Annotated in this window: 16 protein-coding genes; 9 read left to right on the top strand and 7 right to left on the bottom strand. The window is 46.8% G+C overall.

Going from position 1 to position 16,429, the window contains the following annotated elements; translation table 11 throughout:
- The first annotated feature begins 142 nt into the window (after window positions 1–142).
- The 7 genes from ACMXYW_RS00695 to ACMXYW_RS00665 are packed head-to-tail and all read left to right on the top strand — an operon-like array spanning window position 143 to window position 4,993.
- On the top strand, window positions 143–445 hold the full coding sequence (locus tag ACMXYW_RS00695) for a c-type cytochrome (protein ID WP_415904866.1): 303 nt from the start codon (window positions 143–145) through the stop codon (window positions 443–445).
- 13 nt (window positions 446–458) lie between these two features.
- Entirely contained in the window at window positions 459–977 is a 519-nt protein-coding gene (locus tag ACMXYW_RS00690; protein WP_415889877.1) for a hypothetical protein, read from the top strand.
- Between the two features lie 10 nt (window positions 978–987).
- Entirely contained in the window at window positions 988–2,442 is a 1,455-nt protein-coding gene (locus ACMXYW_RS00685; RefSeq protein ID WP_415904865.1) for a cbb3-type cytochrome c oxidase subunit I, read from the top strand.
- Between the two features lies 1 nt (window position 2,443).
- Window positions 2,444–3,106 carry an SCO family protein gene (locus ACMXYW_RS00680; RefSeq protein WP_415904864.1) on the top strand — a complete coding sequence of 221 codons (663 nt, stop codon included), beginning with the start codon at window positions 2,444–2,446 and terminating at the stop codon, window positions 3,104–3,106.
- Complete coding sequence (locus tag ACMXYW_RS00675) at window positions 3,069–3,689, top strand: hypothetical protein (protein ID WP_415904863.1); 621 nt, start codon at window positions 3,069–3,071, stop codon at window positions 3,687–3,689. The genes ACMXYW_RS00680 and ACMXYW_RS00675 overlap by 38 nt, the downstream gene beginning before the upstream one ends.
- Window positions 3,690–3,732: 43 nt before the next feature.
- Window positions 3,733–4,485, top strand: a complete 753-nt coding sequence (locus tag ACMXYW_RS00670) for a formate/nitrite transporter family protein (RefSeq protein ID WP_415904862.1) — start codon at window positions 3,733–3,735, stop codon at window positions 4,483–4,485.
- A gap of 4 nt (window positions 4,486–4,489) precedes the next feature.
- Window positions 4,490–4,993, top strand: coding sequence for a DsbE family thiol:disulfide interchange protein (locus ACMXYW_RS00665; RefSeq protein ID WP_415904861.1), 504 nt, complete (start codon window positions 4,490–4,492; stop codon window positions 4,991–4,993).
- A gap of 67 nt (window positions 4,994–5,060) precedes the next feature.
- Here the strand turns inward: ACMXYW_RS00665 and ACMXYW_RS00660 are convergent, their stop codons facing one another.
- From ACMXYW_RS00660 to ACMXYW_RS00630, 7 genes are all read right to left on the bottom strand, one after another.
- Complete coding sequence (locus ACMXYW_RS00660; protein ID WP_415904860.1) at window positions 5,061–6,797, bottom strand: methyl-accepting chemotaxis protein; 1,737 nt, start codon at window positions 6,795–6,797, stop codon at window positions 5,061–5,063.
- Between the two features lie 339 nt (window positions 6,798–7,136).
- Window positions 7,137–8,858, bottom strand: a complete 1,722-nt coding sequence (locus ACMXYW_RS00655; RefSeq protein WP_415904859.1) for a BatD family protein — start codon at window positions 8,856–8,858, stop codon at window positions 7,137–7,139.
- Window positions 8,852–10,639, bottom strand: coding sequence for a VWA domain-containing protein (locus tag ACMXYW_RS00650; protein ID WP_415904858.1), 1,788 nt, complete (start codon window positions 10,637–10,639; stop codon window positions 8,852–8,854). Before ACMXYW_RS00650 ends, ACMXYW_RS00655 begins: the two co-directional genes overlap by 7 nt.
- Window positions 10,639–11,652: a vWA domain-containing protein gene (locus ACMXYW_RS00645; RefSeq protein ID WP_415904857.1), complete on the bottom strand. Its 1,014-nt coding sequence runs from the start codon at window positions 11,650–11,652 to the stop codon at window positions 10,639–10,641. Before ACMXYW_RS00645 ends, ACMXYW_RS00650 begins: the two co-directional genes overlap by 1 nt.
- The gene (locus tag ACMXYW_RS00640; RefSeq protein WP_415904856.1) at window positions 11,615–12,100 is read right to left on the bottom strand and encodes a DUF4381 domain-containing protein; all 486 of its coding nucleotides are present in this window, start codon (window positions 12,098–12,100) and stop codon (window positions 11,615–11,617) included. The genes ACMXYW_RS00645 and ACMXYW_RS00640 overlap by 38 nt, the downstream gene beginning before the upstream one ends.
- Window positions 12,100–13,023 (bottom strand): DUF58 domain-containing protein, encoded by a 924-nt coding sequence (locus tag ACMXYW_RS00635; RefSeq protein WP_415904855.1) that lies wholly within the window; start codon window positions 13,021–13,023, stop codon window positions 12,100–12,102. The genes ACMXYW_RS00640 and ACMXYW_RS00635 overlap by 1 nt, the downstream gene beginning before the upstream one ends.
- Window positions 13,024–13,033: 10 nt before the next feature.
- Complete coding sequence (locus tag ACMXYW_RS00630) at window positions 13,034–14,041, bottom strand: AAA family ATPase (protein WP_415899710.1); 1,008 nt, start codon at window positions 14,039–14,041, stop codon at window positions 13,034–13,036.
- Between the two features lie 352 nt (window positions 14,042–14,393).
- Here ACMXYW_RS00630 and ACMXYW_RS00625 point away from each other — a divergent pair, with 352 nt between their 5' ends.
- A complete protein-coding gene (locus tag ACMXYW_RS00625) occupies window positions 14,394–16,109 on the top strand; it encodes a PepSY-associated TM helix domain-containing protein (protein ID WP_415904854.1) in 1,716 nt (571 codons plus the stop codon).
- A complete protein-coding gene (locus tag ACMXYW_RS00620; protein ID WP_415904853.1) occupies window positions 16,099–16,407 on the top strand; it encodes a hypothetical protein in 309 nt (102 codons plus the stop codon). The genes ACMXYW_RS00625 and ACMXYW_RS00620 overlap by 11 nt, the downstream gene beginning before the upstream one ends.
- Window positions 16,408–16,429 lie beyond the last annotated feature (22 nt).

Raw genomic sequence — 16,429 nt, 5'->3', positions numbered from 1 at the left:
GCGCTCAAAAGGAATCGGCGTTTTTTTTGAGCATTAAAATGTATTTTTTATACATCTTAATGCTCGCTACACAGCATCATTGATGCTCTAGGGAAAGCATAAAGACTTAGGAAGGTTTCGATTACAGGTGAGAGTAAGAACAATGAAACTAAAAATGAAACTACCGCTATTGGTATTACCGCTGCTTCTGGGGGAAGCCGTGTATGCCGATAGCCAAGCTACCTACCAACAAAAGTGCATGGCATGTCATGACAATGGCGTAGCCGGTGCACCAAAAATGACTGATCGCGGCGCATGGACTGCCCGTTTGGCCGAGCGTGGTATTGAAGGACTGTACACCAGCGCTCTGAAAGGAAGAAAAGCTATGCCACCTAAAGGGGCCTGCTTTGACTGCAGCGATGAGCAGATTAAGCGGGTTGTTGATTTCATGGTTAAAGGCAACTAATAGCGAGTAATTTATGTTAGCGCAAAGTGTATGGATCTTAACCTTACTCTGCCTGGCGGTACTCGCCCCAGTGTTTGGTTATGTCATTTCCCGATCTACTGAAGAGTGCGATTACGCTGAAGTTCAGCGTAATTGGTACTCCATTAGAGCCAAGTGGTTTCTATTTCTTGTGGTGTTTGGCGTTGGTGTCACAGCGACGACGCTACTGCCATACCCACTGCCTCCACAGTTTTCAGCAACTGACGGCGCAAGCCCAGTAAATGTGGTTGGCCAGCAGTGGTATTGGACCATTGACGATACAGAGTATGACGTTGGTGAAACCATTGAGTTTCGCGTGACGTCAGCAGATTCCACCCATGGATTTGGTATCTATGACGAGAGTGGCACGCTTCTTACCCAAACCCAAGCGATGCCGAAATACACCAACCGACTGGTGTATACCTTCGACAAGCCTGGCACCTACAAGGTGCTGTGCCTTGAATACTGTGGTCTGGCTCACCATGCCATGACAGCACAACTAACAGTCAAATAAGGAGGCGTAGATGACTGAACAAATTAACTACAGTGAACAAGAGAATAAGCTTGCTTCACTGGGCATCAAAGCCTACTTAATAACAAGCATGCTGGTCTTCAGTTTGATGATGCTAGCCGGCGTAACGATGCGAGCAGCGCAAGGTACGTTCATCGAAATTGGCGCTGACCTTTTCTACCAGATCATGACAGTACACGGTGCTGGCATGGTAGGCACAGCTGGCTTAGGAGGAACGGCTGTACTGTGGTACTTCCTGCGTAAATACATCAACTTAAGCAGCAAAGTTTTGTGGGTTAATTTCGTTATTTTCCTCATTGGTGTTGTGCTGATCTTGGGCTCAATTTTTGTCGGTAAGTTTGCGGGCGCGTGGACCTTCCTCTATCCACTTCCAGCAAAATCGATGGGCGTTTGGTCGGTAGAATCTGCTGCCGTATTTATGCTCGGACTTTTGTTGATTGGTACCGGCTTCCTGATTCTTTACTTGGATATTGGTATCAAGCTGATTAAGAAGTACGGAAATCTAGGTAATGCACTAGGTTTACCGGTTGTATTTGGCATGAAGCCTGTCGATCCAGATCACCCGACAACCGTCGTTGCTGCGACCATGGTCCTGATCGTTAACTTTATTGGTATTGCTGCAGGTGCCGTTGTTCTGGTGCTGTGCTTATTCAATTTGTACCAACCAGACTACGAACTTGACCCGCTGCTGATCAAAAACCTGATCTACTTCTTCGGCCATGTATTCATTAACGCAACGATCTACTCCGCAGTCACTGCTGTTTATGAACTGCTACCGAAATATACAGGTCGTCCGTGGAAGGTTTCGAAACCGTTCTACTACGCTTGGGCTGCAGCATCACTGATGGTGATGGCGGTGTATCCACACCACTTATTGATGGACTTTGTGATGCCACCTTGGCTACTAGTAATCGGTCAGATCTTGTCTTACTGCAGTGGTATTCCAGTGCTCGCAGTAACAGCGTACGGCGCACTCATGATTGTTTATCGTTCTGGCATCAAGTGGGATCTATGTAGCTCTATGCTACTGCTTTCCATGTTCGGTTGGGCTGGCGGGGTTATTCCGGCAATCATCGACGCCACTGTAACAGTGAACAAAGTGATGCATAACACTATGTGGGTGCCTGGGCACTTCCACTTCTACTTAGTGCTTGGCTTACTGCCGATGATCATTGGTTTCTGCAGCTACCTAGCTGCTAATAGCCAACCATCTAAAGCAGGTGCTATCGGCAAGCTCGCGTTTGCTACCTACTTTGTTGGCGCTACGGGCTTAATCCTGACCTTCCTAGCAAGCGGTGCAGATAGTGTGCCTAGACGTTGGGCGGTTCACTTGCCGGAGTGGCAATACCTATCTCAGCTGGGTGCGATTGCAGGCAGTATGGTTCTGATCGGGTTCCTGATCTTTACCCTACAAAACCTAGCACGTTTACCAAAGGCGAAGATTTAAGATGTTCAAATCACTGATAAGTAGCGCAATTGTATTAGCGCTTGCTGGCGGCGTTTTCTACTACCAGACGCTTGGTTTTGAAGCTTACACAGCTGAAACCAAACGTCGAGTAAAGGTAGAGCGCAACCCTATACCGTCACCACAGGTGACTTTCCAGAACCAAGCGGGAGAGCTTGTATCTTGGGAAGCGTTTCAAGGCCAGTACATCATTGCTGACTTTGTTTACACCCGTTGTGAAACTGTCTGCCTAGGACTAGGTGTGGAGTTTGCTCGCTTGCAACGCCAAGCTGCGGATCTTATCAGTGATAGCCAGCTGCAATTGCTCACCATCAGTTTCGACCCTGAAAATGATGGGCCTGAGCAGCTGGCTGAATATCTTAATCGCTTTAAAGCAGATACTGCGTCTTGGAAAGCAGCACGCGTTGAAGACCAAGCGCAGTTGAAGCACCTAAAAGAGACATTTGGCGTCATTGCTATTAATGATGGCGAGGGGGGTTATATCCATAACTCTGCTCTCCACCTTATATCTCCAGAGGGCCAACTGATGAAAATTGTCGATTACAACCATGGCACTGAGTTACTTACGAGTATTCGTCAGAACCTGACCCATTCGGTAGGAGGCACCCATGCTGCAGGCAATGAAGTGGCTATTACTGCTTATTAATCTACTTTTGCTTACGGTCGGCCCACTGAGCGAACTACTCGAAGAGCAGATGGTTCTGCATCTACTGTTTCAATTGCCAGTATTGGTTATTTTTGGTTGGTTTGCGGGTGAGATGCTGCCGAAAAAGAGGCAAACCTCTGCGAATCAATACAACTGGCAAGGGATCACTGGTGTTGTCGTTATTACCGTAGTAGGGCTGTTCTGGATGTTGCCTAGCGCTTTAGATGCGGCTCTGGAGTCGAACATTTATGCCTTTGCAAAGGTAGCTTCGATGTTACTCCTTGGCTGCACATGGTCACTAACACGTCGTTGTATTCATCCACTCGTAAAAGGCGTTTTTCTACTGGAACTATGGGCAATGCTTGGACGATTTGGCTACCTATTCAAAGTATCACCTGATCGCTTGTGTAATAACTATCTATTGGGTGAGCAGCAGTTAGTGGGGCATATCCTACTGACGCTATCGATCGTGATCGGCGTTTTATGGGTCGCCAAAGTGCTATTTGGCAATAACCAAGCCAAAGACAATACAGATCTGCCATCACCCCCTGATGTTAAAGGCTACCTTCATGTATGTAAGTGAAATAACGAAGTTCAGCAATCAAGCTAAACAGCGATGGGAACTGATGACAACACGGCCAAGCAACCTGCTTGTAGGCGCTATGCTTGCCGGAGCTTATGTTGGTTTGGGTATCATTCTGATTATGACCCTTGGACAGGACCTACCTGAAGAATTTAGAAAGCTAGTAATGGGGGCATCATTTGGGATCGCACTTACCCTTGTGGTGTTTGCCGGGTCAGAGCTTTTCACTGGCTATACCATGTACGGCACGATTGCCTGTCTAGAGCGGCAGCTACCTGTCTGCGGGATGATCAAAATGTGCATGTGGATCTGGTTTGGCAATCTTTTAGGCGCGTTAGTTCTAGGTTTGATCTACAAACTCGCAGACGGCGGGCTGATTAAAAGCGCCGATACCACTCTACATACCATCGCTTACAAGAAGATGAATACAGATCTGGTTGCGCTGTTTTTCCGCGCTGTATTGTGTAACTGGTTGGTCTGCCTGGCTATCTGGATCTCTGCCCGAATGAGTAGTGAAGCAGCAAAATGCATTGTTATCTTCTGGTGTTTATTCGCCTTTATCGCATCGGGTTACGAACACAGTATCGCCAATATGACGGTATTTGCCTTGGCTCTTCTATCTCCAGCCATGGAAGGTATCTCATTCTATGGTGCAGCCAACAATCTCTTCTGGGTAACCCTAGGTAACGCTGCAGGTGGCGCCCTCTTTGTAGCACTTGGTTATTGGTATCAGAACAATCTGATTAAGGCCAGCAAACCCATTGATCAACCTAATCCAGAACCAAACGAAAGGTAAGCTTATGAATCTATTTAAATGGCTGACTGCTGTTCTGATCGTAACGGTGGTCAGCGTGCTTGCGAGTACAGAAACTGAGAACAATAACCAAGTTGAACAGGATAAAGCCGTGCCAGCTATCGAACTAACGGATCTAATTACCGGCGAAGCGATTCAGTTGGACCTGATTGAAGGTAGCTACATGCTAAATATCTGGGGTAGTTGGTGTGTCGCCTGTGCCAGAGAGAATGACTTTTTAATTAAACTCAAAGAATCTGGCGTCCGAATTATTGGAATCTCCTATATGGATTCCGCTAACAGCGCCTTGGAGTGGCTAAACAAAAAAGGAAACCCTTTCGCTCGTAGTTTAATCGATTCAGAAGGGAAGTTAGGTCAGGCTTTAGGGATAAAAGGTGCACCAGAAACTTATCTGATCGATAGCACTGGTCGCATACGCTACAAACATGTTGGGATTTTAAACGAAGAAAACTGGCCAAGTATTGCTGAACAGTTCAAGCAACTGCAGTAGCGATCGGCTGGGTAAAATCAACTGAGTGTAACCAAATAACAGTTACTCTCAGTTGAGTTATCTAGCTTTAAACCCGGAATGCGCTCACCGTTTGATTCAGCCCTTCCGCCATTCTGGCTAGATCTAAACTGGCCTGAGAGGTTTCTTCCACACTGGCAGCATTCTGGTGCCCTAGGTCGTTAATATCGGTCACTGTACGGGTGGAATCTTCACTAACAAGGCTCTGTTCTTCTGCAGCTGTAGCAATCTGACTCATCATATTATTGATATGACTTAACTGATCGACTACTTTCGCTAAAGAATCAGAGGACTTTTCAGCCCCATCCACTAATGACATCGCTTGCTTTTGGGTTTGCTGCATAGAGTTCACTACGCGTGTCGATCCATCTTGCAGCCGTTTAATAATCTCAGAGATTTCAGCGGTTGAGTTTTGCGTGCGGGAAGCCAGTTGCCTTACTTCGTCAGCCACCACTGCGAAACCTCGGCCTTGATCGCCAGCCCTCGCCGCTTCAATGGCTGCATTTAACGCCAATAGATTGGTTTGTTCTGCGATATCCGAAATCACCTGCAGTACGGTACTGATCTCTACGGTGCTGCTATCGAGGTCTTTCACCGTATCGGCCGAGTTTTGCAGCTGATTCGATAACTCAGTAATACTCTCAACCGTGTCGATTAGGATATGGTTACTCTCCTGTAGCTCACCATCGGCCCTGTTAACTGAATCATTTACCTCATTAATGTTATGCGCCATCTCATTTGATGTAGCGCTCATCTGCTGCATAGAAGCAGATAAAGTATCGGTTTGAGTTTGTTGGTTTTGCACATGACAGCTACTTTCCGACATTGCTGTAGCGACTTCCTCTGAGGTCGCGGAAAGCTGGCTACTTATTTCGACGATTTGACCAATCGATTTCTGCAGTTCTTGGCGGGTCATTTCCTGAGACTCCAACATTTGCGAGATCTCATCGACACCAGAGGTCTTTACATCATGAGTTAAATCCCCATCCGCTATATGCTTCATGCCTTCCACAGATAATTTAAGCCTACTTGTGATATTTCGAGTAATTAGAATACTCAGCGAGATACCGATAGCTAAAGCCGCGATCAGCGTCACCACTATGTTGGTTAGTGCTGACTTTTCATGGGACAATGCCGTCTCTGAGGCTTCAAGGGTGAATCTTTCAATCTCCGCCAACAGCTCTTCAAGATGTTTAGTTAACTGATCAGCAGCCTCTTCAACTTGAACAGCCAGTGCTTCTGAGCGATCAAACTCTCTGTTCTTAATCGCCTTCATAGCTGCCAAGCCATAGTGTTGAAACTCTTGGTGCTCTTTTTCAATCGCTTTTAACTGTTCAGTTAGCATTGCGAACTCATCTAGTTCACTGGCGTAGACTTTTGGAATCAGCCCACCACTCTTGCTCTGGGACAAGTCGATAATCGCCGAGAGCTGCTTTTTGGTAGATCCAATGTGTTTATCTACTTTGAGGCCAAATTCAATAAACTTGTCTTGTTCCTTTGAAAAGCTGTCCTGATAGCTACCACTGCTTTGACCATTCTCGTTCTTCAACAACCCAACCGTTCCGAAATGAACTGCGCGTTCAAAATGGATGGTTTGCTCAAGCTGGTATTCCGTAATTTTGGTCATCTTCTCGATTAGGGGGATATCTTTATGGGCAATACTCTCTAGCTCTTTACCGATCTGATCCATAGCTACGATCGCTAGACCAGAAGTCATTAAAAGAAGGGAAAGTAACGATAATACAAGCAGAGCTATTTTTTTGGAGACTGAAATTTGATTTAGCATGGCGACTACTACCTCTTGATTCATCCTTGCAAGATTTCGCAACTCCATAGTCGTACCAAACTTATCTATGCAAATAAGCTACATCTGACGGATAAATGTGGTTATTCAAGAAGTGACAAAATCCATTTTTGGGTAAGTTCCTTAAGAAATCCTATTTAGGTATAGCACAGGAAATACAGAATACTAAGAATACCCCGAGCCATTTTTCGGTCATATCAATGAGACGCTGGGTACAGCACGAAAACTGTTCAGGACCAATTGAAAATCAATAAGTTGTAATCAATAAAGAAGGGCGGGCAAAAGCCCGCTTTGGGTAACAAAGTAGAACAACGAGCCGATTTAGCTCATATACAGTGGCTCTAACCCAGCTTCCCCTGCCGCGAGCCGATTTTCACGGTTGTTCTCAGCCTCAACCTGTTTCAACAGTCCTTTACCATCCCATGAGCAGTTATCACTAGCAAAGCAGCTACGATTGAGGAATTCGATCTCGTGTTTGAACTCTGGACCGACTCTATCGGATAGGTCATTCAAGTGGTTACAACCGACATATCGATGGCGCGCCCAAGTGATCAGCTCTGCTCGTGCTTCTTGTGCGTTGTTTGCTAAGCAAGCCTCTTTTAGCTTTTTAAAACTTGGCACCGAATCAACCGCTTTAATTTCTTCCTGTATAACCTGTCGTGGCAGATTTCTTCGCCATAGCAAAAATGCCGCTGTGGATAAGATAACCCCAATTAAGATACCCACAACTAAAGTTAACCAAGGTGATACTTCACTCTCGTTCACAACAACCTGTTGGCTATTTATATTATCCACAGGGCTATTTTCGACGATCTGAGGCGCTTGCGTTGATAGCGTTGTGGATAACGGCTGTTGTACCTGCGGCGGAGAGCTAGGAGCCAAGGCTGTTGCATCCGCTTCAACATCAATATTGATAGCAGGGATGCTCGCTGCTTCCTGTTTCTTAGCCTCAGTGTTCCACCAAGGAAGCTGTATTTCGGGTAACGTGACTTTGCCACCGCGTTCAGGGATCACAGTGACCTCAAGCTTAAGACTTAGGGTAAGTTCACCATCGACGTAGTACTGCTCGATTTGCGGTTTGGTTGCGTATTGCTTTAGGCCTGGCACTTCCGGCAATACCAATTCAGGTAGCTGCTCTTTTTTTACGCCTGTGGCCTCTAAGGTCAACATTCGTGTGACCGGCTCACCTTGCTTCCAACTGTCGATAGCTCGATCAAAATCACTACTCAAATTGATCTCTTTCGCTGATAGCCAATGCTCGCCGGTAAACTCTGTAGGAATCGGCTGAACATCAACTTCATAATCCTCTGCAGGCACAAAGATTCTGCGTACAGCCCTCGTATTAAAACCTCTAAAAGGATCTGGTCGACCATCTGGAACTTGGCCGCTCAACCGCGCCCCTTGGATTTTTAGCGTGCCACTTTGCTGCGGCGTAATCAGCCATGCCTGCTCGATCACAAGCATACGACGGCCATTCAATTCTTGCTCGTACTGACGTTGTTCACCCAAGGCTTCAATTAAAGCCTTACCCTCGGTCACTTGGGGTTCTTGGATGCCAGCATCATAAATTTTCCGACCCAGAACCAAGCTAGATTGATAGATAATAGGCTGCTGAACGATAGGGGTTTTATCAGATAGGGTAGAAAGGAACTCTACGCCACCATCAACAGCTGAAGGCTGCTTAACTTCAACAACTTCAATGCTGTGTTCTTTACTCTTCTCTCCCTCAAGTTCCAAGGCAGGTATAGTTAACTGGCCCGCTCGCTTAGGAAATAGGGTTAAAACCAGTTTAGTGGTGCTTTTTAGCGAACCGTTTTGGAAAGTCGTACTGGACTGATGACTGCGGCCTAGAATCTGGAAGTCCTTGTGCAGGGGCTCTAAGTCCACTTGGTTAGCTTCATTCGCTGTAATCTTGAGAATCAGGCGGAAAGACTCGCCCTGCTCGATACGATTGCGATCAATCTCGCTGCTGATCGCAGCCATCAGTAGCTGACTAAAGAGTAAGAGTGTGGCCGCAGTAAATAACTTAATTCCATTTACCATAGTTTATCCTCCGCCGCAGGCTGCTCGGAACGCTGACGATATTGATAGATAAATTTGCGTCGCCACAGACCCGCTGGGTCATCTTGAATTCGGTTTAACATCTGCTGATTGGATTGCTCAGTTTCATCCAGAGGCTGCTCTTGCTCTGGGTTCTCACCTTTCTGTTCTTGCTGCTCAGCAGCTTTTAGCTTTTCATCCAACTGCTGCTTGAGCTCTTCAGCCATCTGTTGCTGATCTTTTTGCTTGGATGAAGATGATTGATCCATCTGTTGTTGCTGTTCTTGCTGCTGATCGGATGATTGCTCAGAAGAGTTACTCTGATCATTTTGAGAATCTTGGCCTGACTGCTTCTCGTCTTTTTTCTGCTGATCAGATTTGTCTTCTTTGTTCTGATCGCCGCCTTGTTGCTCTTGCTGCTTTAGCAAGTCTTCAACCAGCTTACGGTTATGCAGAGCATCGTCAAAATCAGGCCTTTCAGCCAACGCTTTATCGTAGGCTTCTAGTGCTTTCTCCAACTGCCCGAGCTTCGCCAGTGAATTAGCATGGTTATAGAAATCATTCACAGTTTCAGGCTCAGGCTGGCTATCTAAAGCCTGTTGATAATCTCCACTCTCATAGTGCGAGAGCTGTTTCCAACGTGGATCTGTGAACAACTCAGCCGCAGCGCTTTTATCACCTTGTTGATAAATTTCAGCTGCTTGCTGATTTTGAGTTTTCCACAGCCCTTGCCACCAATCAGCATGAGCTGGCTGCGATACGCCTGCGGAGGCAATGACAACAATAGGCAACGTCAGATTAAATAAACCACGGCGGAATAACGGCAGTAAGAACGGAAGAGCCAACAAGATAAACCAAGGGCCTTCGGCAACCCAACGTTCGATATCTTTATCTGCATTTACGGCGGCATTCTCGCCAGACTTGAGGCCAGCTATCAAATAATCGATATCCAGATCGTCCACACGAATTAACTGCGCCTGACCACCACCTAGACCAGCGGCTTCAGCCATCAGCCCAATATTCATGGTCGCAATCACTTCATTGCCCAGTTGATCTCGTAAGAATCCATATTCGGTAGGTACAGGTCCACCTTCGGCCGTACCAACGGCCAGAATAGAGATCTTACGACCTTGATTGCGAATACGACTGGCATCGGCTGCAACTTGCGCAGGCGAGACTTCATCACTCACCAATAGGATGTTTCCGCCTTGAATATTGGCCTGCGCTAACATCTGATCAGCCAGCACTAAAGCGCGATCAGCCCGACTCCCTTGTACCGGCATAATATCCGGAGTCATCGCCGGTAAAGCAGCCAATATAGTATCGCTATCCTCAGTTAGCGGCGTTACCGCAAAGGCATCACCCGCATACACAATCAGCGCAACTTCTGTATCCGGGAGCTTTTTGAGTAGATCTTCAATCTTAAAATTAGCCCGTTGCAGGCGGCTCGGTTTTAGATCGGTTGCATTCATCGACGCTGACAGATCCAAGGCAAGGACTAGCGCATCACTTTGCTTAAATACCGGTTGAGGTTGCTTCTGCCACACCGGTTGCGTAGCCGCGACTGCTAGGAGGATCACCGCAGCAAATAAACTCCACGGCAACCAATTACGTTTTAACTTTTGTGCTCCCTGCTGTTTTAACAGCGGCAGGAGTTCTGGATCACAAACCTCTGACCAATCTTGGGCATCAGTACTGCGCTTTTGCAGCCATAAAATAAGCAGAAACGCCGTAGGAACAATCAGCAACCAAAGCGGCTGTTGTAGCTGAAGATCAGAAAACATCAGTTACGCCCCCTTAAACTGATCGCTAGGATCAATGCCAACACAAAAGCGCCATAAAGCGGCCACTGAAATAGCGGATCAATAGGGCGGAAGAATTCGGAATCTTGTTCAACCGGCTCTAATTCATCTAACTCAGCATAGATCTCTGCGAGTTCATCCAGATCATACGCACGGAAAAACCGTCCTCCGGTTTGCTCAGCAATCGCCGTGAGTGTCTTCTCATCCAGATCAGAACCTTGCGCGAAGAACGAGCCTAAAACTCCACCTTGACTGCCGCCGCCAACACCGATCGTGTAAATTTTAAGCCCCTCTGATTTTGCTAACTCCACCGCCTGCAACGGCTTTAGCACCCCTGCAGTATTGCGACCATCAGTAAGCAGAATCAGAATGCGTTGTTCACTTTCCATCTGTTTGAAGCGTTTTACCGCCAAGCCAATGGCATCACCAATTGCTGTTGCTTTACCCGCCAAACCTACTTGAGCTTCGTCTAACAAGGTTTTAACCGTATCGCGGTCATGAGTCAGAGGCGCCTGTTGATAAGCCTGTTCTGCAAAAAGAATCAGACCAACGCGATCCCCTTCGCGGCGTTTTATAAAATCGCCGGCAACTAATCGGGTTGCAGCCAGTCGGCTCACCCAACGGCCATTCACCTCAAAGTCCTGTTCCAACATACTTTCCGACAGATCCACCGCCATCATCAGATCACGGCCTTCCAGTCGCTGTGGAATCGGTTCGCCTAACCACTGGGGTTTAGCCACAGCCGCAATCAACAATCCCCAAATAAGGTAAAGCAGCACTAATCGCCATGGAGAGGATTGTTGGGTTGATACACCTTGTTGCGGCCCAACCGCTTGTTCCATCTGGTCAAGAAATGGTACATGCAGCGAAGCCCCACCCTGATCTGTTGAAGGCTTAGAAAATCGCCTAACCAACCAAGGCAGAGGTAAAAGTAACCAGAGCCACCACCAAGCAAACTCAAACATCGGCAGACCCTCTAGCATTACCTCTGGCATTAGTTAGCCATGCTTTACAGGCATCCAACAGCGCTTCGGCATCATACTCAGGTGATTCTTGATAAGGCGCTACTGCCAATACAGTTAAAGTATCCGAACTGCTTTGCTTAGCTAAAAAATCGGTCCAAGCGGTTCCATTTAGCGCGGCGACATCTTGGCGAGCATACAGGGTCAGCGCCAGGCGTTTTAACAGTGCATTACACTCTTCTGCCAAAAGCCGTTTATTTTGATGTTGCTGGTAGTTTGCTTGAATGGCGTTAAGCTCTTGTAGCGCCCAACGATTTGGGTTGTTCCGCATTTTCTTCAGGTAGAGATAGCCAAACCACACCACTGCAATAAATAACCCGATGCTGAGCAAAATTAACAACCACCAGCCCGGCGCTAAAGGCCACCAGCCAATCATCTCTGGCTGTTGCATGGGACGCAGAGGAAGCTGGGAAAAGTCCACTAGCTCACCTCCTGAGAATTAAACTGAAATAACGGATGTTGATCCGTTTGCCAATGGGCAAACTCAACGCCACGTAGGTTGTGCAGATTTTGTAATAATTGTAATCGCTGCTGAAACTGGCCACGATATTTAAGCTGCTGCGCCTGATTGGCAGAGACCAGCAATTCGCGCCCTAAGCCACTAAAACGATACGATTTTCCGCTGCTTGGCAGTTGTTGTTCCAGCGGATCGGAGATCAGTACCAGTTTCAACTCGCACCGTTGTGCCAGACGCATCAGATGCAGTTCGGTCTCTTCATCAACATCGTGAAAATCGCTGAAAATATAGAGAATACTGCCACTGCTTAAGATCGACTCTAAGCGCGCTAGAGAATGTGCCAAGGATCGTTCAGTGGTCTGCTCAGTAGGCTCAACACCTTGAGACAGTGCGGTAATCATCTGCATCAATTTCTGACGACTATTACTTGGTTTAAATAGCTGCTCTTGTTGCTCGCTTAGCAGCATGCCACCTACACGGTCGCCATTCGCCAGCGTGGTCCAGAGGGCCATCGCACTAGCATAGGCAGCCAACACCGATTTAAAGTGCCCACGGGTGGCAAACTGCATGCTGTGGCGAAGGTCACAGAGCAGGAATACTGGACGTTCACGTTCTTCTCGATAAAGCTTGGTATGCGCTTCACCAGTGCGTGCCATCAAGCGCCAATCCAAATGACGAATGTCATCACCCGGCTGATATTCACGGACATCATCGTATTCCATACCGCGACCACGAATATGACTGAGATGATGACCTTCACGAATCGCCATGCGCTCACGGCTATTCTGTCGCGCAGGCGGCCAGAATCGTAAGCTGATAAGTTCATCCACACTGATGAGGTTTCGTGCGGATGGTACAGGCCTTGGGCTTGCTTCCCCTAAGAACATAGATTGATCCCTAAGGTACCGCCACGCGGTTGATCAGTTCAGCGATCAATTTATCTTTATCTAAACCTCGCGCTTCAGCCACATAGCTCAAGCCGATACGATGCCTTAGCACGCTAGGAGCGATCTCTTGGATATCATCTGGCGTCACAAAATCACGTCCAGCCAACCAAGCTTTAGCACGCACAGCGCGATCCAATGCGATACTCGCACGCGGGCTTGCGCCAAAGACTAAACTATCTTTCAGATCTTCTCCGTAGACTTCTGGATTCCGAGTCGCCATCACTAGCGCGATCATATAATCCTCAAGGTTATCCGCCATATAGACCTGCATAATGCTGGAGCGAGCTGCGAATAACTCCTGCTCGGTCAGCGCAACATCAATATGAGCGGCTTCACCAGCCAACTCGGAGTTATGCTCGTCACGTACTAAACGCAGGATCTCTTTCTCTTGATTATGATCTGGGTAGTCAACGCGGATATGTAGCATAAAACGGTCTAGCTGAGCTTCGGGTAGTGGATAAGTTCCCTCTTGCTCCAGCGGGTTTTGCGTCGCCATCACCATAAAGAATTTAGACAGTGGATAAGTTTTACCTGCAACCGTGACTTGTCGCTCCGCCATCGCTTCTAGCAAGGCAGACTGTACTTTGGCTGGCGCACGGTTGATCTCATCCGCTAATAATAAGTTACAAAACAGTGGTCCCTGACGGAAACTAAACTCGCCTTTTTGCGTGTTGTAGATCTCAGTACCGGTAATATCGCTTGGCAGTAGATCCGGCGTAAATTGAGCACGATGGAACACGCCTTCTAACAGATCACTTAAGGCATGTACTGTACGCGTCTTCGCCAAACCTGGAGGGCCTTCCAGTAAAACATGGCCATCCGTAAGCAATGCAATCAACAGATGCTCAACTAAGGCTTCCTGCCCAATGACTTTCTGCTTTAAAGCCTCTGATAACCCGATCAGTTTACTCTGCAAGGTTTGACTCGATGCCGTATTTGCAGTGGCTTCTACTGTCATTCTAAGCTCCTGTTTTTATTAATTTTGCACAATGACGTTACGAATGAGATGCCTATTTATATGCGGTTAGCATCCTTGTTTTCAACTCTGCCACTCGATCTAATTTTACCCGTCTAAAGGCGGAGATCGTTGGTCACTTAAGTTGAGGAATAGTTCCTAATCCAACTCAACCGCCAATCGTAATCCCCCCTGGTTCCAACAAACCTGCGGAAAAAGTAACAAACGTATCATTCGTTTAAAACTTATAAATGATACGTATTATCAATTGATCCGTATCTTCCTACTCTACATTTACGGCCACAATTCAGGACTCGATAGTCCTGCGGCAGACAATCAAAAAATCGACACATTTATGAATCAAAAATTAGATATAACCAGCCCAAAATCAGTGGCCAAACCAAAACAGAAAAGGAAGCTCTCTGGCCAATATATTGCCTTTTTGATCCATAGTTTTTTTGGTTTAAAAATCACCCTAATTCTGACCTTAGTGTTGGCGTCTGGAACACTGGCGGTGATTGCTCAAGAGATTGATTGGTTGCTAATGCCAGAGATGCGAGTAACGCCGATGGATACCCGACTGAATGAAGGTATCTTGTTAGATAAACTCCAAGCAGCTTATCCAGAAAATGGCCTGAGTAACTTTCAACCCAATGCTAATTTCCCATTTACCGCTGCCAGCGCCATGTTTAATGACAGCAATGGCGGTTTCAGAAACGCTTGGATTAATCCTTACACAGGGGAAGTTTTAGGTGACACACCACTACTGACTGTAGGTAACTTCCTAAATTTCCTACATACCACTCTATTTCTACCGGTTGTTGGCCGCAGTGTCGTTAACGCATTCGGAATTTTCACTATTATCTCCTTAGTCGCCGGATTGATCGCAGCACCTAGCTTCTGGCGTTACTTTTTCCGCAAACCGCGCATGAACAATATGCGCGCATTTTTAGGCGACTTTCATAAGATCGTTGGTGTTTGGAGCATCTGGTTTTTAGTGATAATCGGCGTATCAGGGACTTGGTGGTTCTATCAGGTGCCGTTAGTTTTATACGCCGATGCACCAAAACTGCATGAACCTTATGATCGCAAACCACTGCTCGATTACGCTGAGTTAGATAAGTTTGGTAGCCAAGCACCTACGGCCCTGAGTAGCGATCAAATTGTCGATATCGTTAAGAAAAAATATCCAAATTTTGAGATCACACGCATGGTGCCACCCGAGCACAATGCAGATCCTTATGAGATTGGAGGTTCTCAAGGAGAGTGGCTGATACGAGGTGGAGGAAGCCGCATCTGGATCAACCCTTATGATGGCACCATCATTAATCAATCCATGGCTGACTCACTGACCTTTATGCAACGTTTTGATCTAGCGATGCACCCTCTTCATTACGGTACATGGGCTAAATCTGGCGCAGCTGACTTGATCGTAAAATTCATCTGGTTTGTCTTTGGTGCGTTAATGACGGCCCTCTGTGTGACCGGCCTAATTATCTATTACAAACGTACCAAACGGGCTTCGCGTATAGTCTCCAATCGCAGCCCAGGAATTAAAAGGCTAATCAAAGGCTGGCGTATTGTTCGCCCATGGGGCGGCCCTATGGGTGTTTTCAAATATTTGAACATTGCTATGTTAGTTGGTGTTGGCTTTGGCACCAGCGTTGTTTTAACTCTAGCAGTACAAGGAATATCCAATTCAGGCTTTGAATATACTCAAAAACCTTTGGGTCCTTGGGAAATTAAAGTAAACGCTTTTGCCGGTTTCCTAGAAAAAGATCTGCCTCCAATTAGAGAAGGTGGACGCACCAACTTCTCGGTCAAAATTCAGAAAGAATCTTTGAGTGAGATTAAATTTATCTACGCCCGCGTAGGTAAACCGAGAACATTAAGAGCTCCTGGCACGCTGATCCATGGCCCTCTTGGCGCTAAGCATGTTCATTATCAACTGCCGAAAAAGATTCGCGCTAACGCAGAACTCTGGGTTACCGCTATCACTTGGAGTGGCGATGTTTACCAAGCTAATTGGCCATTAATGCCTGATGGCAAGGAGACTATCGATGTTCGCTAAACAAGCAATCGTATTTGCGTCATTAGCTCTGCTATCTGCGCCTTCGTTCGCCCATAGCATCTTCCTTAACTGCTCTACAGCAAATGAGCTGATTGAGTGCAAAGGCAGTTTTTCAGACGGCTCTGCGGCGAGTGACTTCCCTTTTGAAGTCATCTCCTATGAGGGTGAGTCACTAGTCAAAGGCCAAACGGATAAAGACTCTGCATTTAGTTTTCCAACACCCGATCAGGACTACTACATCTTATTAGATGCAGGTCCGGGACATGTTGTTGAGCTCGATATGCAGGATGTACAGTAAATTTTTATCTCCCACCACATTG

It is taken from the genome of Neptuniibacter sp. QD48_55 (assembly GCF_047778115.1).
Lineage (GTDB): Bacteria > Pseudomonadota > Gammaproteobacteria > Pseudomonadales > Balneatricaceae > Neptuniibacter.
The sequence above is the reverse complement of the archived record's forward strand: the minus strand, read 5'-3'. Positions and strand labels throughout refer to the sequence as shown.